Raw genomic sequence first — 18,248 nt, 5'->3', positions numbered from 1 at the left:
CCCAGTCACAGGCTTAGCCTGACATACAACTTAACCCTGTAGTTTTGCTGTAGAGCACTGGTTTGTCTGAACCTTGCGACTACGGCCCGTAGTTCGAGGTGAAAACATGGAAGCCTTAGTTCTGATCCATACCTTACGTGCTGCTCTGGAGAGCGGTGATTTTTCTGTCTTATCCGTGCGTTTGGCTGATACCCACGCCGCCGACTTAGCGGGTGCTTTGGCTGAGTTTTCCACTGCGCATCAGTGGCAACTGTTAAGTTGCTTTGGGTTAAGTACACAAGCCGAAGTGTTCAGTTATTTACCCGAAGAGCAGCAGGTAGAACTGGCACATACAGTACGTCGGCAAGATTTTACCGCTGTGATTCGTCAAATGTCGTCGGATGAACGAGCTGACTTGTTCAACAAACTGTCCGATGCGCAAAAACAAGCTTTGTTACCCGCGTTGGCGCAAGCCGAACGTGATGACATCCTGAGCTTGTCCTCGTACTCTGAAGGCACAGCGGGTGCCATTATGAGTTCGGATTACGCTATGTTGTCGCCGGACTTAACTGTCACTCAAGCTATAGAGGTGCTGCGCAACGAAGCGCCAGATAAAGAAACCATTTATCTGTCTTATGTGGTCGATCAGGACCGCATTTTAATTGGTGCTCTGTCGTTGCGTGAGTTAATTTTGGCGCCCACCCATGCATTGGTCGATGATGTGATGAAACACGACCCTATCCATGTCAAAGTGGATACGGAGCAGGAAGAAGTCGCGTCATTGGTGGCCAAATACGACTTAATCGCTATTCCTGTGGTGAATGCGCAAGGACAGTTAGTAGGGATTGTCACCCACGATGACGCGATGGACGTCGCTGCCGCTGAAGCGACGGAAGACTTTCACAAAACCGCCACTATCGGCAAGCTCGAAGGCAGTGTCAAAGATGCCAAAATCAGTTTGTTGTATCGCAAGCGTGTGGTCTGGCTGGTGGTGCTGGTGTTTGGCAATATCTTTTCTGGCGCAGGTTTAGCGGCTTTTGAACAGATTATTTCACAGCACATTGCTTTGCTGTTTTTCCTACCGTTACTGATTGCCAGCAGCGGTAATGCCGGTGCTCAATCCGGCACCTTGATGGTGCGGGCTTTAGCCACGGGTGATATAAAATTACGCCACTGGGGCAAAATGCTCGGCAAAGAAGTACTGGTGGCGGGTTTGTTAGGTTTGACCATGGCGCTTGCTGTGTATGCGCTGGGTTACTGGCGTGGTGGCCTGGATATAGCATTGGTGGTTGCCGGCACTATGTTGATCGTCGTCTTGGTGGGTAGCTTAGTCGGTTTATCTTTACCCTTTTTGCTCAGCCGTTTTGGCATGGACCCGGCGACCGCCAGTGGACCTCTTATTACCTCTATTGCCGATGTGGCTGGCGTAGTGATTTATTTCTCCATTGCCAGTTGGTATTTACCTACTTTGCTTTAATTCGTAAGCCAGATCTGCAGAAAGATGCAGATCTGGCAATTGCCTGCCGGAAAAAAAGCCGATACACTGCGCCGCGAACCAAGGGGTGCTTTTAGCTGAGACGCCGTCAAACGCGAACCCTTCGAACCTGATCCGGATCATACCGGCGGAGGGATGGTACTACTGTATTCCTTTTGCTTTGGTGATCCTACGACTATCGATTAGTGGAGTAGAATCATATGCGTAGAATTTCCTGTTTATCTCTGGCCATTCTGGCCGCCTTATCCACAACAGCTATTGCGAACAGTACCGAACAGGAGTCTGCCTCTGAACAGGCGGTGGAGCGTATTCTGGTGCAAGGCGATTTTCGTAAGCTTGAGTTACAAAAGCTGCCCGGTAGTATCCTGGTGTTGAGTCAACAGGATATTAGTCGCCAGAACGCCCAACATTTAGAGGATTTGTTGCAACAAGCCGCCAATGTGAATTTTTCGGCGGGTGCGTCCCGTGGCCGTTTTTTACAAATTCGCGGTATAGGCGAGCGCAGTGAGTTTGTCGATAGCATTAATCCTTCAGTCGGTGTGCTGATTGATGGCATCGATTATTCAGCTTTGGGGGTTAGCTCTTTGGCTGATGTGCAGCAAGTGGAGATCTTCCGTGGCCCGGAAGCCACTCGCTTTGGTGCCAACGCCATGGCTGGTATGCTGAATTTAACCTCCAATGATCCCAGTTTTGCAGGCGAAGGCCAGTTGGCTGCCACTCTGGCTAACTACGATAGCTACCAGCTCAGTGGTGCCTACAGCAATGCAATCAACCAGCAATGGGCCTATCGTCTGGCGGCTGATCATCAAAGCTCCGACGGCTTTATCGAGAACAGCTTTTTAAAGCGTGACGATACCAACCATATTGATGAAACCACGGCCCGTGCTGCTTTGCGTTATCTGGCAACGGCTGATTTGACGCTGGATTTTATTGGTCATTACCGTGATATCCATAATGGCTATGACGCCTTCTCGTTGGATCGTAACCGCACCACCTTATCGGACAACCCAGGCCAGGATGAACAGCAAAGCCGTGCTTTGGCGCTGAAGGCTGATTATCAGGGCTTAAGCTGGGCCAATCTTTATACCCAACTCAGTGGCCTGACGGCGGATACCGACTATGGTTTTGATGAAGACTGGAGTTATGAAGGGATCCATCCTGATGGTTATGCCACCACAGATCGCTATTTACGGGCTCGTGATCAGTGGAGTCTGGAACAACGCTTTTTAGGTAAAGCGCAGGCTGACTGGGTCGCCGGTTGGTATGCCAGTGGCCAGCAAACTGAGTTAGAGCGTCAGTTCTGGAACTGGGATTTATGGCAGGCGGCGCAGTTTTTCAGTGATTTTAAACGTCAAAACCTGGCGTTATTTGGAGAGTGGACCAGCGATTTAGGTGATGGCTGGAGTCTAACCTCTGGCGCCCGCGCTGAACGTTATGAGGATAAATACAGTGACAGCAATGGCATTACCCAGCACAACAACGAACTGATGTGGGGCGGCAAACTGAGTTTAAGTTTAGCTGTAACAGATTCAGCCAGTTTGTATCTGCTGGGGTCACGGGGTTATAAAGCCGGAGGTGTTAACGGTGAAGCTTTGGGTAAAGCGCAGGGCAGTGGCTCCGAAGATTTGGCAGACTATTTAAACAGCAAAGCCAATTTTTCACCTGAAACCTTATGGAATGCCGAATTTGGTGTCAAAGCCAGTTCTGCCGATCAGCGTATCGTCAGCCGGGTGGCGTTATTTGCGATGTGGCGCGACGAGATGCAGGTCAATAGTTGGGTTACCCGTGACCAGTCTTTTGTTGGTTTTATTGATAACGCCGCCTCGGGCCGTAATCAGGGGGTGGAACTGGAAAGCCGGCTGCAACTGATGGATAGCTGGACTTTGTTTGCCAATGCCGCTTGGCTGGACAGTGAAATCCGTGGTTTTGTCACCGAAGAGGGCGTCGATAAAACTGGCCGCGATCAGGCCCATGCGCCAAACTATCAATACAGTGTCAGCAGTGAGTGGTTACTGACGTCAAACTTGAGTTTTAATCTGGGTCTGCAAAGCAAAGCGGCCTTTTATTATTCCGATAGCCACGATGCTCGCTCTGAGCAAATGCATTTGGTGAACCTGCGTCTGCAATACCAGTGGGATGAGCTGCAACTGGCGCTTTGGAGTCGCAACGCGCTGGATCAAGACTACGGTGTGCGGGGCTTTTATTTTGGTAATGACCCACGTGATGGCTATGAGCCTCATACCTATGAACAGCTGGGAGAACCACGCCGTATAGGTGTCTCCGCCGTTTACCAGTTTTAAGCAGATTTAAAGGATTAGTTGATGAAGTTATCTATTGAAATCAGTAAGTACCCACTGACCAGTGATTACATTGAACCTATCAAAGGTTTTATTGAACTGCTAAATACCAATCCCAACGTGCTGGTGATCACAAATACGCTGAGTACGCAAGTGTTTGGTGACTACGATGAAGTGATGGCCTTATTGCAACAGGGTATTCGCTGGTCGTTTGAAACCTACGGCAAAGTAGTATTTGTGGTGAAGTTTCTGCATGGCGACTTACGGCCGTGACGGAGCTATTTAGCGGCTGGCAAACCCTGACTCAGCTAGAGCTGGCGGCAACTTTGTCTGCATTGGCTTATGTGCTGCTGGCGATGAAACAAAGCTTGTGGTGTTGGCCTGCGGCTTTGCTGAGCACTTTGTTGTACACCCATATTATGTGGCACTCCGCCTTGTTATCCGATGCATTGTTGCAACTCTATTATGCCGGTATGGCGCTGTACGGCTGGTATAGCTGGCGTCAGCAACTACAAAAATTACCGGCAGGGCAGTCTGGGATGATCGAATGGTCGGTTGGTACCCATGTGAATTTAATCACAGTGACAGCGTTAGCCGGATGCTTGTTGGGGTATCTGATGGACCAGTATACTCACGCCGATTTTGCCTATATCGACGCACAAACTACCGCCTTTAGTGTAATGACCACCTATCTGGTCGCACGCAAAGTGGTATCGAACTGGCTGTATTGGGTGGTGATAGATGCGGTCTGTATTTATGTCTACATCCAAAAACATCTGTATTTTACGACGGCACTTTTTGTACTCTATACCATTATTGCCCTGATCGGATTTTTTGTATGGCGCAGCAGCTATCAGCAACAACAGCAGACCCAGCCCGCCTGATTTGGCAGTTATGCCAGAGCTTAGAGTTTTTTGCTGATCACAAGCCGCTGCTGCTTAAGCAACTGACCCAAGGCAACAGAACCAGCTCTTACCAGGTGCAGACCGACAGGGGGCATTATGCAGTGAGGCATTATGGTCCTGCGGTATTGGGTGTGTGCCGGCAACAGGAGTTACGTTGTCAGCATGCCGCTGCGGCGGCCGGACTAGCACCAGCCCCTTTGTGCCTGAATAATCATCAGCGTGTGCTGGTCACAGAGTTTTTAGCGGATGCGGCGCCCCCCAGTGTTATTTACATTCGACAGCATTTGCCAGCTCTGGCCGAAACACTGGCTGTTTTGCATCAGTTACCAGTACAGACGGCAATGCTTGATCCCTGGCTCTACTTGCAGCAGTTAAAAAAGCAACTGGAACCTCATTGGACAGCGCACGCTGAAAAGATTTGGCAACCTTTGATCACCGCTGCGCGTGATTTACAGTATTTTCAGGCTGACCCTGGCTTGTGCCACATGGATTTACATGCACAGAACTTGCTGCTGTGGCAGCAGAAGTTATGGTTGATTGACTTTGAGTACTGTCAGTTAGCTGATGTAGTGTTTGATTTAGTCGCTTTGATCGTGCAGTTTGAGTTATCTGAGGCCGAGCAGCAGCAATTAGTGGCGAGTTACAGAGCCGCCAGAGCTGCCAGCGGAGCAGGGTGCAGCACCCATCTGGTTGAAAAGTTAGCACTGGCCAAAGTCGTCTACGCAGGGTTTTGTTGGTTATGGTATTGGCAGGAAGAATTAGACAATCAGGATCCCAGATACAAACAAGCCGCAGCACACTGTTACCAGCTTTTACTGCGGCTTATTGAAGGCGGATGAGTTAAAGTCCGCCTAAGCGCTCAGCCAAAATTTTGTAGCGTTTTACATCTTCCTCATCGAACACAGGTTTGCCTTGTTCATCCTTGCCATGAGCAACCAGCAGATTTTCACGTGCCAGACGTTCGACACGGATCTCCTGAATGCCTAAAAAGGCGGCGACCTGTGCAACATTGAGTATTGCCATAATGAGTTTCCTGCAGTAAGTACGTCAATTTAAGTTAAGCTGATCTTTTTATTTTTGTGAATAAAGTTCACCAAGCACAGATGTTTTACTGACTTTTTCTCTATGTGACAACTGAAGATGTTGTCAATCCTGTATTTTTTTGTTTTTTCTTTGTTTTGCCTCCTGTTTTTATCAACAAAAGCCTGTTTTAGTACAAATAACTCGCTACGGCGGGGGCTGGCCTGTTATTTATTCCATTAATCTCATTGTTGTGGTGATCCGTCTGGACAAAAACAGGGGCGCTATGTATAACAAACTGAACTACCTGATAATTTTTGTGTTAATTGTCATCTCCATTGCACAAAATTGAACTATGGTAAATAACAAAACATAAATCCAACACGCAACAATTCGAACTTGGGTAAACACTATGAAACCATCAGGCATGGCTTTGGCTCTGTACACTAACTTTCTTGGACAGGCGCCCAACTGGTACAAACTCAGTATCATCGCTTTTCTTTTTATTAATCCCATTTTGTTTTTACAAAATCCCTACATAGCGGGTTGGGCTTTAGTCGTGGAATTTATTTTCACTTTAGCGATGGCACTGAAATGTTATCCGTTGCAGCCAGGCGGTTTATTGGTGTTGCAAGCCATTGCGATGGGCATGACCAGTACCACCAAGGTGATGCACGAAATTGAAGTGAATATTGAAGTCATCCTGTTGCTGGTGTTTATGGTAGCTGGTATTCACTTTGTTAAAGATCTGCTGTTGTTTGTCTTTACCAAGCTACTGATCCGGGTGCGTTCAAAAACCAATTTGTCATTGGCTTTTGTCGGTATGGCCGCCTTTTTGTCAGCTTTTTTAGATGCATTAACAGTTGTTGCGGTGATTATTGCTGTGGGCATCGGCTTTTATGCGATTTATCACAAAATCTCCTCAGGTAAAAAATTCCCCGACCCTCATAACCACAACGAAGATACCGAGGTGGCTGAATTATCCCGTGCCGATTTAGATGCATTCCGTGGATTTTTGCGTAACTTATTAATGCATGCCGGTGTGGGGACCGCGCTCGGTGGTGTATCTACTATGGTGGGGGAACCGCAAAATCTGATTATTGCCGAAGCAGTGGGTTGGGGTTTTGCTGAATTCGCCTTACGAATGGCTGCTGTTAGTGTACCGGTGCTGATCGCAGGTTTACTGACGACTATAGTGCTGGAAAAGTTTCATTTATTTGATTTTGGTGTGCGCCTACCTGTTGCAGTGCAAGAGGTTTTGATTGCCTATGATAATTATCAAACTGAACGTATGACGGCCTCTGATATCAGCAAATTGTGGGTGCAGGGCCTTATCGCTGTGTTACTGATTCTGTGTTTAAGTTTGCATCTCGCTTCTGTCGGCTTAATTGGTTTGATGGTGATTATTCTGGCTACAACCTTTTGTGGAGTGACGGATGAACACGCTATAGGTAAAGCCTTTCAGGAAGCTTTGCCGTTCACCTCATTGTTAGTTGTGTTTTTTGCCGTAGTCGCAGTGATTATTGATCAGCATTTGTTTAAACCCGTGATTGATTTTGTGTTGACCTTTGATGGCCAACAACAAACCGCCGTACTGTTTCTCGCCAATGGCTTGTTGTCTATGGTCAGTGACAACGTCTTTGTCGGAACTGTCTACATCAACGAGGTAAAAGCCGCGTGGCAAGCTGGCAATATCACTCGCGAACAGTTTGAGATCTTAGCTATTGCTATCAACGCAGGAACTAACTTACCCAGTGTGGCTACACCGAATGGTCAGGCTGCATTTTTGTTCTTGCTGACCAGTGCTTTAGCACCGCTGATTCGTTTGTCTTATATGAAAATGGTCTGGATGGCTGTGCCTTATACAATAGTGTTGGCTATCGTAGGTTTATTGTCTACAACCTTCCTGCTGCCGGAAGTCACTCATTGGCTCTATGCGGCAGGCTGGATCCAGCATTACGATGCTGCTGCGGCGGCTGCCGCAGCGACAGGACACTAAGTTGTTATGGATCAGAGGGCTACTCCTCTGATCCTTTGTTTTTCCCTCTTCAGCTTGTCATCCGCCGGAACGTCTGGACAGCTCGTATTCGGGCAGGTATAAAGTACGGCAAGTAAAATTTTTGGGGTATTTCACCCTCTGTCTGGCGCGAAAAGTGATGTTGCTTGCCATACTGCTCAGATTAGTTTGTGTTGGAGTTGACTGAGCCTGCAAAGAGGACGCAAATACATGATTGAACTTCTGTTTTTAGTCTTATTTCCCCTGATTGGCTCTCTGGTGCCTGTGCTGACAAAAAGCTGGTCCCGCAGTTACAGCGCTCTTGCCACAGCTATATTGCCCGCTGGCGCTTTGGCGCTTGTCCTGCAGCTTGCTCCTGCTGTCTTTTCCGGTGCAACCTTGTTCTATACTCTGCCTTGGGTCGAGGCCCTGGGGTTGTCACTCAGCTTCAGACTGGATGGCTTATCCCTACTGTTCGCATTACTGATTTTGTGTATCGGTTTGTTGGTGATTTTGTACGCCCGGTATTACCTGGCTGCGACCGATTCGATGGCACGTTTTTATGGCTTTTTGATGCTGTTTATGACGGCCATGCTGGGGATAGTGTTATCGAATAACTTATTACAGCTTTGGTTATTTTGGGAGCTGACCAGTATCAGTTCGTTTTTATTGATCAGTTTCTGGTGGCACAGAGCTGACGCCCGAAGCGGTGCCCGTATGGCCTTAACCATCACAGGTTTTGGTGGTTTGGCGTTGCTGGCCGGTATTCTGTTGATTGGTCAGGTGCTGGGCAGTTTTGAGCTGGATGTACTGTTATCTAAAGCTGACGTACTGCAACAGCATAGCCTCTATCCGGTGATTCTTATTCTGGTGTTGTTGGGAGCTTTTACTAAGTCAGCTCAGTTTCCATTTCATTTCTGGTTACCTAATGCGATGTCTGCACCGACTCCGGTCAGTGCTTATTTACATTCTGCCACTATGGTTAAAGCAGGTATTTTTTTGCTGGCGCGAATGTATCCGTTGTTAGCTGGCTCAGATGTATGGTTTCTGTTAGTGACGATCACCGGCATGACCACTTTATTGGTTGGTGCTTACCTGGCGTTGTTCCAGCATGATTTAAAAGGCTTGTTGGCTTATTCGACCATCAGTCATTTGGGGTTAATTACGTTACTGCTTGGGTTAGACACGGATCTGGCCACAGTGGCAGCGATATTCCACATCATCAACCATGCTATTTTCAAAGCCTCGTTATTTATGGCCGCTGGTATTATCGATCATGAATCCGGCTCGCGGGACATGCGAAAACTCAACGGCCTTTGGCAATTTATGCCGGTCACAGCCACGCTTGCGATGGTGGCTTCGGCCTCTATGGCTGGCGTGCCTTTGCTCAATGGTTTTTTATCTAAAGAGATGTTTTTCGCCGAAACTTTGCATCAGGACGTGTTGGGAGCTTTATCCTGGTTGATCCCTGTGCTGGCGACCGTAGCGGCCACTTTGTCCGTGGCTTATTCTGCCCGGTTTATTCACGACGTATTTTTTAATGGTCAGCCAAAAGGCTTACCGCGCACTCCACATGAGCCACCTCGTTATATGCGGGTTCCGGTCGAAATTTTGGTAGCTCTTTGCATACTGGTCGGCTTGGCGCCGCAGTATATAGTGGGAGATTTGCTGGCTGTTGCATCCAGTGCTGCCTTGGGTGGGCCTTTGCCACACTACAGTTTATCAATTTGGCATGGAGTAAATTTGCCATTGATGATGAGTGTGATGGCGCTGACTTTAGGCATTTTGTTGTACCTTAACCGGAAGCACTTGTTCCGTTTTCAGGCTGAGTTACCAGAGCTGAATCCACTACAGTTGTTTGACCAGAAAATAAAAGTTTTATTAATCAATGCTCAGCGTTGGCATCAGAGGTTTGAGTCAGCAGAGTTGCAACGCTATTTACTGTGGATGTTTTTGATTGTGGTTGTCCTGCTGATTTGGCCACTGCAACAAATGGGGCAATTCACCCGGCATAATGCGATGTTACCTGTAGACGCTTTGATGTTGGCCGCCATGCTAGTGGCTGTGATCGCAGCCGTTGCTGCGGTGTTGTGTCAGCGCCAGCGATTATTGGCTTTGGTGATGATTTCTATTGTAGGGCTAGTGGTCACCCTGATTTTTGTGCGTTTTTCGGCACCGGATTTGGCGCTGACTCAGTTGTCTGTTGAGGTGGTGACCATAGTATTGTTGATGTTAGCCTTGTTTTTCCTGCCACATAAAATCAGCAGAGCATCCAATGCAGGACGGCTTATCCGCGATGGTGCTATCGCCTCTGTCTGTGGTGTGGTGATCGGCAGTTTAAGTTACGCCATGATGCTGGAGCCGCAGCAGCGTATTTCTGACTTCTTCCTAGCCAATGCCAAGACCGGAGGCGGTGGCTATAACGTGGTCAATGTGATTCTGGTCGATTTCCGCGGTTTTGATACGCTAGGCGAGATTACCGTTCTGGGCATAGCTGCGTTAGGTATTTTTAAACTATTAAGCCGTTTGCCGCTGTTTAAACCCAGCTCGGACGCAGAAGGGCGGCAATGGGCGCTGGATAAACACCCTATGCTGCTGGCCGTGGTGTCTCAGGCTTTATTACCTTTAGCGCTGCTGGTGTCTGTCTATATTTTCTTCCGTGGCCATAACTTACCAGGGGGAGGATTTGTCGCCGGATTAATTACTGCTATCGCTATCATTCTGCAGTACGTTGCTCAGGGGGTGGACTGGGTGAAACAACGACTGACCCTGGAATACCACAGACTAGTCGCTGCAGGTGTGTTCATTTCCGCCCTGACAGGCGCGGTGAGCTGGTTGTTTGAACGACCTTTCTTAACGTCCTGGTTTGATTATTTCCAGTTGCCGCTGTTGGGGGAAATTGAACTGGCCAGTGCTATTGCTTTTGATTTAGGTGTCTATCTGACCGTTGTCGGTTCCACATTAATGATTCTGGCGAATCTGGGCAAAATGACGACAGAACACAGACCCGTGCATGAGGGGAAAAACTAATGGAATTATTGGTTGCAATCATCATTGGAGTTTTAACCTGTTGTGCTGTGTTTTTGATATTAAGGGCCAGAACCTTTGCGGTCATGCTGGGGCTGACCATGTTGTCCTATGCCGTGAATTTATTCATTTTTGCTAGCGGTGGTTTAAAAATGGGTGCTGGTGCTGTGCTTAAAGCCACAGCAGACTATGCCGATCCCTTACCTCAGGCTCTGGTGCTGACAGCTATAGTAATAGGCTTTGCAATGACCGCTTTTCTGGTGGTGCTGTCGATTCGGGCTCGTGCTGATTTAGGCAATGATCATGTCGACGGCAAACTGCCTGTAGCCAAAAATACCCGGCAGGGAGCTTCGTCATGAATCACCTGATTATTCTGCCGATTGTCTGGCCTTTGCTGGTGGCTTTGCTGACGATGCTGCCGCCTTTTGATCAGAACCTGTTATTACGTCGCTGCTTAAGTGTCGGGGGCTCTGCAGTGTTGCTGCTGCTGAGTGTGCTGCTGGTGCTGCAGAGTACGGACGGCCCGGCCCAACTCTATCAACTGGGCAACTGGCCTGCACCTTTTGGTATTAGCTTAATGTTAGACCAGGTCAGCAGTTTAATGTTATGTCTGACTGCCATTTTAGCTCTGGCCGCCAGCTTATACGCCAGCAGCAGTGAAGATGAGCGCGGTCCTTTTTTTCACGCTTTGCTACATTTCCAGGTGATGGGGATTAACGGTGCTTTTCTGACTGCAGATTTGTTTAATCTGTTTGTATTTTTCGAAGTGTTACTCATCGCCTCCTACTCCTTGTTGATCCACGGCGGTGGCAAAGCTAAAACCAAAGCAGCGGTGCATTATGTCATCCTGAATCTGGTTGGTTCGGCGTTGTTTTTGTTCGCGCTCGCACTGATTTACGGTGCGTCAGGTACGTTAAATATGCTGGACTTAGGGGCAAAAGTTGCAACCTTGTCTGATACCCAACTGCAATTATTACAGGCTGCTGTTGCGTTATTGTTGGTGGTATTTGGCTTAAAAGCCGCGGTGATGCCATTACATTTTTGGTTAGGCAATGCGTACTCTGCCGCATCTCCTGCAGTCGCGGCTTTGTTTGCCATTATGACCAAGGTAGGCATATACAGCTTATTGCGTGTTTTTGCTATGGTGCTGCAGGATGCAGGTTTTGTTGCTAGCTGGGTTTTTCCGGTGTTGTGGTGGACAGGCTTAGTGACCATTGTGATGGGGGTGCTGGGCGTATTAGCCAGTGAAGACTTGCGCAAAATGGCCAGCTATCTGGTCATCGTCTCAGTTGGATCTATGGTGGCTATTTTATCTTTGGGCACACCACAATCTGTGCAGGCGCTACTGTATTATCTGCTGCACTCAACCCTTGCGACAGCAGCTTTGTTTTTATTGGCAGACTTAATTGCTAATCAGCGTGGTAAAGCGGGCGATCGGCTGGTGAATGGCCGTAAAGTTGCCCAGCCTGTGTTATTGGGGGCTGCATTTATCGTTGTGGCCTTGAGCATAGTCGGGATGCCGCCATTTTCGGGCTTTATCGGCAAACTGCTTTTGTTGCAGGCCGTGCCGCAAGGCAGTGCTATGTTGTGGTTCTGGTCTTTCTTATTAGGCAGCAGTGTGTTGTTGCTGATCGCACTGAGCCGGGCTGGCAGTATTTTATTCTGGCAAGTGTCTGGCTCGGATAGCGAAGCTCGTCTGACCGGCAGTCGACGTGGCACCGCTTTGCTGCTATTAGTCATGGCTAGCCCATTATTGAGCTTATTTGCGGGACCGTTAACGGCCTGGTGCCAGGCTGCGGCTGCTCAGCTTCAGCATATTGCCACTCTTAGTCCAGGAGCCTTCTGATGTTGTCATTAAAGAACTGGTGGCCTACCCCTGTCCGCAGCTTGTTTTTGTTTCTGGTCTGGTTGTTGCTGAACAATAGCCTGGCTTTGATCCATCTGTTTTTTGGCCTATTACTGGCATGGCTGATCCCTTTGCTTATTCATAAGTTTCGCCTGATCCAGCCTGGCATCAAAAAGCCGGGTGCAGCTCTGAGTTATGGCGTGATGGTGCTATGGGATATTGTGGTTGCCAACCTGCAGGTCATTCGTCTTGTGCTCGGCCCGAATAAAAAGCTAAGACCTGCCTTTGTGATAGTGCCGCTGGATTTAACCGATCCTTTGGCTATCACCATTCTGGCAAGCACTGTCTCTTTAACGCCCGGCACTGTTAGTGCTGATGTTCTGCCACTGAATGCGCAAGGAGCTGAGCCTCGTCTTTTGCTGTTGCATGTACTGGATTTAGCCGATGAGGCAGCACTGATTACACAGGTAAAGCAACGTTATGAAGCACCGTTAAAGGAGATATTTTAATGCTGACTTTACTATTGCAAGTTTGTTTTGTGATCGTAGGCGTGGCTCTGTTGCTGAATTTGTATGCCGCTATTCGTGGACCTTCAGTGGTCGACCGTTTGTTGGCATTGGATACCATGTATATCAACAGCATAGCACTGTTGTTGTTGTACGGAATTTATTTGGGGACAAGTTTAAACTTTGAGGTGGCGTTACTGATCGCCATGTTAGGTTTTGTCAGCACTGTGGCTGTGTGTAAGTTTTTGCTGCGTGGCGATATTATTGAATAAGTTCACCAAGAAGGAGTAACAGATGAGCATACTTGAATGGCTGGTGGCGCTACTCGCTGTGGCAGGCTCGTTATTTGTGTTATTGGGGTCAGTGGCTTTAGTCAAACTTCCGGACTTTTATACCCGTTTGCATGGCCCGACCAAAGCGACTACCTTAGGTTTAGGCGCTTTAGTGCTGGCTTCTATGGCTTATTTTAACTTTGTCAAAGCTGAGCTGAGTTTACAGCAATTGCTGATCGCGCTGTTTTTGTTTATCACTGCGCCTATTACCGCCCATATGCTGATCAAAGCTGCCTTGCATTTAAAGCTGGCAGCAACAAAACAAACAGCGGGTAAAGACAAGGCGGGTTTGTAATCTCTGTTAGTTTTCTTCGTCAAACCCGTTTTCAATCAAAGTCACCACAGCACTCAGTGCCTCTTGCGCCTGAGCGCCTTGGGTACAGACTTCCAGAGTTTTCCCCTTGCTGCTCGCCAGCATCAGTAGCGCCAGTACACTGCTGGCATCGGCAACCTGGCCTTCCTGCTGTAATTCAATTTTGGCATCAAACTGCCGGCATAACTGCACCAGCTTAGATGCCGCTCTGGCATGCAAGCCTAGTTGGTTAACGATGGTAACGGTTTGCTGAAATTTATCGGCCATGGTGTCTCACTAACTCACGGTGACGGATTTGTACGTCTTCGCGCTGCAAACGGTAACTTTCGGCCAGAGATTCGGCGATGTACACAGAACGGTGCTGTCCGCCTGTGCAGCCTATAGCTATGGTCAGATAACTGCGGTTATTGCGCTCTAAATGCGGCAGCCAGGTACCGATAAACTGATTAATTTGCCAGATGTATTGTGCTACCACAGCTTGAGAAGATAAATACTCTTGTACTGGCTTATCCAAACCTGTCAGGATTTTCAGGTGAGGCTCCCAATGCGGATTGGGCAAAAAACGCGCATCAAATACATAGTCGGCGTCTTTGGGGATACCGTATTTAAAACCAAAAGATTCGAACAGGATCACCAAGCGACCGGTTTTTTGCCCCAGAATGCGCTCGCGTAACTGTTCTGCCAACTGGTGCACGTTTAGCTCAGTGGTATCCAGGTACAAATCAGCACGACTGGAGATAGGATCTAACAGCTGTTGTTCACGTTGTATCGCCTCATCCAAAGACATGGCCTGATGTGACAGTGGATGCAAACGACGGGTTTCGCTGAAGCGTTTAATCAGACTGGTGTGATCGGCGTCGAGGTACAGAATGGTCAGGTCAACTTTGTGCGGCAGGTAAGACAAGATATCGGTGAGCTCTTCCGGATCTTGTGGCAGGTTACGCACATCAATACTGACTGCGACCCTCTCATACTGCCCCATGACCGCATTGGCCAGGGTGGGCAACAGGTTCACCGGTATATTATCTACACAGTAATAACCCAAGTCTTCCATCACGCGCAGGGCAACAGATTTGCCCGAGCCCGATCGACCACTGACGACCAGTAATTTCATTTTGCCATCGCCTGTTCAGCACCTACCATCAGCAACTGATACAAATCATGGCTGTTGGCACTGTGACGGATTTTTTTAGTGAAGTCTTTCTGACTGAGCATCCGGGCTATGCCGGACAGCGTCGATAAATGGGTTTGGCACTGATTTTCCGGGATCAGGATGGCACAAAAAATATCCACGGCCTGGTTATCTATAGCGTCAAACTGGATCGGGTCTTTGCTGACGACAAACACCAGTATAGGGCTGGTGACATTTTTTAGTTTGCCGTGCGGAATCGCAATACCACCGCCAATACCCGTAGAACCTAGTTTTTCACGGCTCATCAGGGCTTCGAGTATGCTGTACTCAGGAATGTCCGGTAAACGCTGATGCGCCAGTTCAGCTATGTATTCCAGAATGCGTTTTTTACTATTAAAAAGGACCGCACTCTTGGTGCAGTCCTCCGATAACATTGAGCTCAGGTTCATAGTTTTAGAATCAATGACGAGAAATTTTCTCTTTATGTTTAATAACTTGGCGATCCAGTTTGTCGATAAGCTGGTCTATCGCAGCGTACATATTTTCATCTTCCGACACAGCAAACACTTCACCTCCATTGAGGTGTAACTTAGCCTCTGCAATCTGCTTTAATTTTTCCACGTTCAGCACTACATGTACATTATTAATATGATCAAAATGACGTTCAAGTTTGGAAAATTTGCTATCGACGTACTCTCTCAGTGCTTCAGTGATTTCTACATGACGACCAGTTAAGTTGATTTGCATAGACTCTTCCTTCTTTTTAGAGCTGTTAAAGCAAGCTCTTGCGCTGATTAGACGGCGGAATAAACAAGGCTTCACGATACTTGGCAATGGTACGCCGTGCGACATTAATTCCTTGTTCTGACAGTATTTCTGCCATCCTGCTATCACTTAAAGGTTTGGCAGGATTTTCCGCCGCCACCAATTTTTTAATAAAGGCGCGGATCGCGGTGGATGAACACTCACCGCCACTCTCTGTACTTACATGACTGGAGAAAAAGAACTTAAGTTCAAAAATTCCTCTGGGTGTGTGCATATATTTTTGGGTGGTGACACGGGATATAGTGGATTCGTGCATACCCACCATCTCCGCCACATCGTTTAATACCATGGGTTTCATGGCTTCTTCACCGTGCTCAAAAAAAGCCTGTTGTTGCTGTACTATGCAGTTGGCTACTTTAAGTAAGGTTTCGTTACGACTTTCCAGACTTTTCAAAAACCACTTGGCTTCCTGCAGGTGGGAGCGAATAAACTGGCCATCAGATGCGTTTCGGGCATTGCGTGACATGGCGGCGTATTGTTCGTTAATTCTGATTTTGGGCATGGCATCAGGATTTAACTCAACCATCCAGCGTCCTTTGATTTTCGCGACTGACACATCAGGGATCACGTAAGATTGCTCTTGTCGTATCACATCTGCACCAGGTCGTGGGTTCAGACTGTGGATCAGCCGCATCACTTCTTTTAAGTCATCCTCTTTGAGTTTAGTCACACGCATCAGAGAACGGAAATCTCTATTGGCTAAAAAGTCTGTATATTCTTTAATAATATGCCGGGTTTCAGCCAGATAGGGTGTTTTTGGATCAAACTGGCGCAGTTGTACCAATAAGCATTCCTGAATGCTGCGCGCGCCGACACCAACAGGGTCGAATAACTGGATACGTTTGATTACCGCTTCGACTTCGTCCGCTTCCACATCAGGCATGCCCAAAGACTCAAGAATTTCTTCTGTGTCTATCGTCAGTAAACCGTTTTCGTCGATCGCTTCGATGATGATTTCAGCTATGGCACGGTCTGTATCGGAAAACGGTGTTAACTGCATTTGCCAACGCAAATAATCCTGCAGGCTCTCGGTGGTCTCGCCCTGAAACACTGTGTCTTCATCGCCATTGAAATTATTAGCGCCTGCGACAGGGGCGGCACTGACCAAATCATCCCAATGGCTGTCCAGCGGCAAATCTTCTTTGATATTTTGTTCGGACATTGCTTCACTGCTGTCCTTGACCTCTGGCTCGTAGTGCTCATCATGGCTGCTGTCATAGTCGGGAGCATCGAACTCAGCGCCATGATTTAATTCTTTGGAGGAGGGCTCCTGAAACACAGCATAGTCATCTTCAGCTTCCAGCAAAGGATTGGCATCCAGCGCTTCCTGAATTTCCTGTTGCAGTTCAATGGTAGATAATTGCAGCAGCTTGATTGCTTGCTGCAATTGTGGAGTCATTGTGAGCTGCTGACCAAGACGAAGTTGCAGAGACGGTTTCATGTACTTCTTATTTTCTCCAAACAACCCTATTCGGATGTTGTTTTAAACTATAACCTGAATTGCTCACCAAGGTAGACGTCACGAACCTGTTGGTTTGCTAAAACCTCAGCCGGGGTACCTGCAGCAATCAGTTCTCCATGACTTACAATATAGGCAATTTCACAGACATCAAGCGTTTCGCGCACATTGTGGTCAGTGATCAGCACACCTATACCTCGTTGACACAAATGCTGAATGATTTTTTTTATATCTAACACTGAAATAGGATCAACGCCAGCAAAAGGTTCATCTAAAAGGATAAATGCCGGATCGGCAGCTAAAGCTCTGGCGATTTCCACCCGTCGACGCTCACCTCCTGATAAGCTCATACCCAAACTATTGCGGATATGGCCGATGTGGAATTCGTCCAGCAGCGCATCGGCTTTTTCTTCGCGCTGTTCTTCCGTGAGATCTTTACGGTGTTGCAAAATCGCCAGCAGGTTGTCGTACACAGTCAACTTACGAAAAATAGAACTTTCTTGCGGCAAATAACCAATACCCAGGCGGGCGCGGGCATGGATGGGATCAAAGGTGATTTCTTTGCCGTCTAAGGTGATGTGGCCTTTATCAGAGGGCACCAGACCCACAATCATATAAAAGGTGGTTGTCTTACCCGCCCCATTTGGCCCCAGCAAACCGACAATCTGACCTGCTTTGACTTCCAGACTAACGTCTTTGACCACCTGGCGGCCTTTATAACTTTTCGCCAGATGGGACGCGACTAACTTCATTATTCTTTTCCTTCCGGGCTGAACACTGTGGTGACACGTTCGGTTTTTTTACCGTCTGACTGCGCTTCCAGCTCCTGTTTTTCCAGGTTGTATTTAATCACCGCACCTTGCACCATACTGCCACTCTGACTCAGTTCAGCATTACCTGTCAGCACCAGTGTGCCATTGGCGACGTCATAACGAATTTCATTAGCACTGGCTCTGATAGGTTTTTCGCCATCGAGCATTTGCGAATAAGTCGCGGGTTGGCCTGAAGCGATAAAGACTTCTTTGCCTTTGCCTGCGCTGGCAATGACTTCCAGTTTATCGGCTTCAATTAACAGGCTGCCTTGTTCCACTTTGACGTTGTCGACAAAGGTCATCA

20 protein-coding genes and 1 riboswitch are annotated in these 18,248 nt (G+C 47.9%); of the genes, 12 read left to right on the top strand and 8 right to left on the bottom strand.

The genetic code is table 11. From position 1 onward, the window contains the following. The first annotated feature begins 106 nt into the window (after positions 1–106). From mgtE to SD53_RS11790, 5 genes are all read left to right on the top strand, one after another. Complete coding sequence (mgtE, locus tag SD53_RS11810) at positions 107–1,456, top strand: magnesium transporter (protein ID WP_046520438.1); 1,350 nt, start codon at positions 107–109, stop codon at positions 1,454–1,456. Between the two features lie 71 nt (positions 1,457–1,527). Further along, positions 1,528–1,627: riboswitch (TPP riboswitch) on the top strand. A gap of 47 nt (positions 1,628–1,674) precedes the next feature. Continuing rightward, positions 1,675–3,774, top strand: coding sequence for a TonB-dependent receptor (locus SD53_RS11805; RefSeq protein WP_046520437.1), 2,100 nt, complete (start codon positions 1,675–1,677; stop codon positions 3,772–3,774). A gap of 21 nt (positions 3,775–3,795) precedes the next feature. Beyond that, on the top strand, positions 3,796–4,044 hold the full coding sequence (locus SD53_RS11800; protein WP_046520436.1) for a YkoF family thiamine/hydroxymethylpyrimidine-binding protein: 249 nt from the start codon (positions 3,796–3,798) through the stop codon (positions 4,042–4,044). After that, entirely contained in the window at positions 4,041–4,655 is a 615-nt protein-coding gene (pnuC, locus tag SD53_RS11795; RefSeq protein WP_046520435.1) for a nicotinamide riboside transporter PnuC, read from the top strand. The genes SD53_RS11800 and pnuC overlap by 4 nt, the downstream gene beginning before the upstream one ends. Beyond that, the gene (locus SD53_RS11790; protein ID WP_052749362.1) at positions 4,610–5,515 is read left to right on the top strand and encodes an aminoglycoside phosphotransferase family protein; all 906 of its coding nucleotides are present in this window, start codon (positions 4,610–4,612) and stop codon (positions 5,513–5,515) included. Before pnuC ends, SD53_RS11790 begins: the two co-directional genes overlap by 46 nt. Position 5,516: 1 nt before the next feature. On the opposite strand, the gene SD53_RS11785 is transcribed toward SD53_RS11790, so the two are convergent. Next, positions 5,517–5,699, bottom strand: a complete 183-nt coding sequence (locus tag SD53_RS11785) for a hypothetical protein (RefSeq protein ID WP_046520434.1) — start codon at positions 5,697–5,699, stop codon at positions 5,517–5,519. A 409-nt stretch (positions 5,700–6,108) separates the two neighbouring features. Between SD53_RS11785 and nhaB the strand changes: the two genes are divergently transcribed. The 7 genes from nhaB to SD53_RS11745 all read left to right on the top strand — a co-directional run bounded on the left by nhaB (position 6,109) and on the right by SD53_RS11745 (position 13,698). Continuing rightward, positions 6,109–7,695 carry a sodium/proton antiporter NhaB gene (gene nhaB / locus SD53_RS11775; RefSeq protein WP_046520432.1) on the top strand — a complete coding sequence of 529 codons (1,587 nt, stop codon included), beginning with the start codon at positions 6,109–6,111 and terminating at the stop codon, positions 7,693–7,695. A 228-nt stretch (positions 7,696–7,923) separates the two neighbouring features. Then, complete coding sequence (locus SD53_RS11770; protein WP_206539932.1) at positions 7,924–10,722, top strand: monovalent cation/H+ antiporter subunit A; 2,799 nt, start codon at positions 7,924–7,926, stop codon at positions 10,720–10,722. Beyond that, a complete protein-coding gene (locus tag SD53_RS11765) occupies positions 10,722–11,078 on the top strand; it encodes a Na+/H+ antiporter subunit C (protein ID WP_046520431.1) in 357 nt (118 codons plus the stop codon). The genes SD53_RS11770 and SD53_RS11765 overlap by 1 nt, the downstream gene beginning before the upstream one ends. Then, positions 11,075–12,565 (top strand): monovalent cation/H+ antiporter subunit D, encoded by a 1,491-nt coding sequence (locus SD53_RS11760; RefSeq protein WP_046520430.1) that lies wholly within the window; start codon positions 11,075–11,077, stop codon positions 12,563–12,565. The genes SD53_RS11765 and SD53_RS11760 overlap by 4 nt, the downstream gene beginning before the upstream one ends. Next, positions 12,565–13,074 carry a Na+/H+ antiporter subunit E gene (locus tag SD53_RS11755; RefSeq protein ID WP_046520429.1) on the top strand — a complete coding sequence of 170 codons (510 nt, stop codon included), beginning with the start codon at positions 12,565–12,567 and terminating at the stop codon, positions 13,072–13,074. The genes SD53_RS11760 and SD53_RS11755 overlap by 1 nt, the downstream gene beginning before the upstream one ends. Further along, positions 13,074–13,343, top strand: coding sequence for a K+/H+ antiporter subunit F (locus SD53_RS11750; RefSeq protein WP_046520428.1), 270 nt, complete (start codon positions 13,074–13,076; stop codon positions 13,341–13,343). The genes SD53_RS11755 and SD53_RS11750 overlap by 1 nt, the downstream gene beginning before the upstream one ends. Before the next feature lie 22 nt (positions 13,344–13,365). Then, positions 13,366–13,698: a Na+/H+ antiporter subunit G gene (locus tag SD53_RS11745; RefSeq protein WP_046520427.1), complete on the top strand. Its 333-nt coding sequence runs from the start codon at positions 13,366–13,368 to the stop codon at positions 13,696–13,698. Between the two features lie 6 nt (positions 13,699–13,704). Here the strand turns inward: SD53_RS11745 and SD53_RS11740 are convergent, their stop codons facing one another. The 7 genes from SD53_RS11740 to lptA form a co-directional block, all read right to left on the bottom strand. Then, the gene (locus SD53_RS11740) at positions 13,705–13,983 is read right to left on the bottom strand and encodes an HPr family phosphocarrier protein (protein WP_046520426.1); all 279 of its coding nucleotides are present in this window, start codon (positions 13,981–13,983) and stop codon (positions 13,705–13,707) included. Further along, on the bottom strand, positions 13,973–14,830 hold the full coding sequence (rapZ, locus tag SD53_RS11735) for an RNase adapter RapZ (RefSeq protein WP_046520425.1): 858 nt from the start codon (positions 14,828–14,830) through the stop codon (positions 13,973–13,975). Before rapZ ends, SD53_RS11740 begins: the two co-directional genes overlap by 11 nt. Next, positions 14,827–15,282, bottom strand: coding sequence for a PTS IIA-like nitrogen regulatory protein PtsN (gene ptsN, locus SD53_RS11730; protein ID WP_206539931.1), 456 nt, complete (start codon positions 15,280–15,282; stop codon positions 14,827–14,829). Before ptsN ends, rapZ begins: the two co-directional genes overlap by 4 nt. 25 nt (positions 15,283–15,307) lie before the next feature. Continuing rightward, positions 15,308–15,595 carry a ribosome hibernation promoting factor gene (gene hpf / locus SD53_RS11725; RefSeq protein ID WP_046520423.1) on the bottom strand — a complete coding sequence of 96 codons (288 nt, stop codon included), beginning with the start codon at positions 15,593–15,595 and terminating at the stop codon, positions 15,308–15,310. A gap of 25 nt (positions 15,596–15,620) precedes the next feature. Continuing rightward, positions 15,621–17,114 (bottom strand): RNA polymerase factor sigma-54, encoded by a 1,494-nt coding sequence (locus tag SD53_RS11720; protein WP_046520422.1) that lies wholly within the window; start codon positions 17,112–17,114, stop codon positions 15,621–15,623. Positions 17,115–17,161: 47 nt separating this feature from the next. Next, positions 17,162–17,884: an LPS export ABC transporter ATP-binding protein gene (lptB, locus tag SD53_RS11715; RefSeq protein WP_046520421.1), complete on the bottom strand. Its 723-nt coding sequence runs from the start codon at positions 17,882–17,884 to the stop codon at positions 17,162–17,164. Next, positions 17,884–18,248 (bottom strand): lipopolysaccharide transport periplasmic protein LptA (gene lptA / locus SD53_RS11710; RefSeq protein ID WP_046520420.1); only part of this gene is annotated, 365 nt, incomplete at its 5' end. The genes lptB and lptA, both read right to left, overlap by 1 nt.

The sequence above is a fragment of the Rheinheimera mesophila genome (assembly GCF_000986865.1).
GTDB classification, from domain to species: Bacteria; Pseudomonadota; Gammaproteobacteria; order Enterobacterales; family Alteromonadaceae; genus Pararheinheimera; species Pararheinheimera mesophila.
Note: the sequence above shows the minus strand (reverse complement) of the source record. Positions and strands in the feature narration are given on the sequence as shown.

Coding starts and splice junctions, on each gene's coding strand:
- mgtE (WP_046520438.1), top strand. CDS start 107: ATGGAAGCCTTAGTTCTGATCCATACCTTACGTGCTGCTCTGGAGAGC.
- SD53_RS11805 (WP_046520437.1), top strand. CDS start 1,675: ATGCGTAGAATTTCCTGTTTATCTCTGGCCATTCTGGCCGCCTTATCC.
- SD53_RS11800 (WP_046520436.1), top strand. CDS start 3,796: ATGAAGTTATCTATTGAAATCAGTAAGTACCCACTGACCAGTGATTAC.
- SD53_RS11790 (WP_052749362.1), top strand. CDS start 4,610: ATGGCGCAGCAGCTATCAGCAACAACAGCAGACCCAGCCCGCCTGATT.
- SD53_RS11785 (WP_046520434.1), bottom strand. CDS start 5,699: ATGGCAATACTCAATGTTGCACAGGTCGCCGCCTTTTTAGGCATTCAG.
- nhaB (WP_046520432.1), top strand. CDS start 6,109: ATGAAACCATCAGGCATGGCTTTGGCTCTGTACACTAACTTTCTTGGA.
- SD53_RS11770 (WP_206539932.1), top strand. CDS start 7,924: ATGATTGAACTTCTGTTTTTAGTCTTATTTCCCCTGATTGGCTCTCTG.
- SD53_RS11765 (WP_046520431.1), top strand. CDS start 10,722: ATGGAATTATTGGTTGCAATCATCATTGGAGTTTTAACCTGTTGTGCT.
- SD53_RS11760 (WP_046520430.1), top strand. CDS start 11,075: ATGAATCACCTGATTATTCTGCCGATTGTCTGGCCTTTGCTGGTGGCT.
- SD53_RS11755 (WP_046520429.1), top strand. CDS start 12,565: ATGTTGTCATTAAAGAACTGGTGGCCTACCCCTGTCCGCAGCTTGTTT.
- SD53_RS11750 (WP_046520428.1), top strand. CDS start 13,074: ATGCTGACTTTACTATTGCAAGTTTGTTTTGTGATCGTAGGCGTGGCT.
- SD53_RS11745 (WP_046520427.1), top strand. CDS start 13,366: ATGAGCATACTTGAATGGCTGGTGGCGCTACTCGCTGTGGCAGGCTCG.
- SD53_RS11740 (WP_046520426.1), bottom strand. CDS start 13,983: ATGGCCGATAAATTTCAGCAAACCGTTACCATCGTTAACCAACTAGGC.
- rapZ (WP_046520425.1), bottom strand. CDS start 14,830: ATGAAATTACTGGTCGTCAGTGGTCGATCGGGCTCGGGCAAATCTGTT.
- ptsN (WP_206539931.1), bottom strand. CDS start 15,282: ATGTTATCGGAGGACTGCACCAAGAGTGCGGTCCTTTTTAATAGTAAA.
- hpf (WP_046520423.1), bottom strand. CDS start 15,595: ATGCAAATCAACTTAACTGGTCGTCATGTAGAAATCACTGAAGCACTG.
- SD53_RS11720 (WP_046520422.1), bottom strand. CDS start 17,114: ATGAAACCGTCTCTGCAACTTCGTCTTGGTCAGCAGCTCACAATGACT.
- lptB (WP_046520421.1), bottom strand. CDS start 17,884: ATGAAGTTAGTCGCGTCCCATCTGGCGAAAAGTTATAAAGGCCGCCAG.